This is a genomic window from Bacillus cereus group sp. BfR-BA-01310 (assembly GCF_022664325.1).
GTDB classification, from domain to species: domain Bacteria; phylum Bacillota; class Bacilli; order Bacillales; family Bacillaceae_G; genus Bacillus_A; species Bacillus_A paramycoides.
In genome coordinates, this window is record NZ_JAKUHD010000079.1 from 1 (window position 1) to 700 (window position 700).

Sequence of the window (700 nt, forward strand, 5' to 3'; positions counted from 1 at the left end):
GTATGTTCTTTGAAAACTAGATAACAGTGTAGCTCATATTTTTTAATTTTAGTTTGGTTAAGTTAGAAAGGGCGCACGGTGGATGCCTTGACACTAGGAGTCGATGAAGGACGGGACTAACGCCGATATGCTTCGGGGAGCTGTAAGTAAGCTTTGATCCGAAGATTTCCGAATGGGGAAACCCACTATACGTAATGGTATGGTATCCTTACCTGAATACATAGGGTATGGAAGACAGACCCAGGGAACTGAAACATCTAAGTACCTGGAGGAAGAGAAAGCAAATGCGATTTCCTGAGTAGCGGCGAGCGAAACGGAATCTAGCCCAAACCAAGAGGCTTGCCTCTTGGGGTTGTAGGACATTCTATACGGAGTTACAAAGGAACGAGGTAGACGAAGCGACCTGGAAAGGTCCGTCACAGAAGGTAACAACCCTGTAGTCGAAACTTCGTTCTCTCTTGAATGTATCCTGAGTACGGCGGAACACGTGAAATTCCGTCGGAATCTGGGAGGACCATCTCCCAAGGCTAAATACTCCCTAGTGATCGATAGTGAACCAGTACCGTGAGGGAAAGGTGAAAAGCACCCCGGAAGGGGAGTGAAAGAGATCCTGAAACCGTGTGCCTACAAATAGTCAGAGCCCGTTAATGGGTGATGGCGTGCCTTTTGTAGAATGAACCGGCGAGTTACGATCCCGTGC

1 rRNA gene is annotated in these 700 nt (G+C 47.7%); it reads left to right on the plus strand.

The window, feature by feature from the left end:
* Nucleotides 1-55: 55 nt before the first annotated feature.
* Nucleotides 56-700: ribosomal RNA gene (locus tag MR109_RS29610) — 23S ribosomal RNA — on the plus strand; the annotation flags it as partial.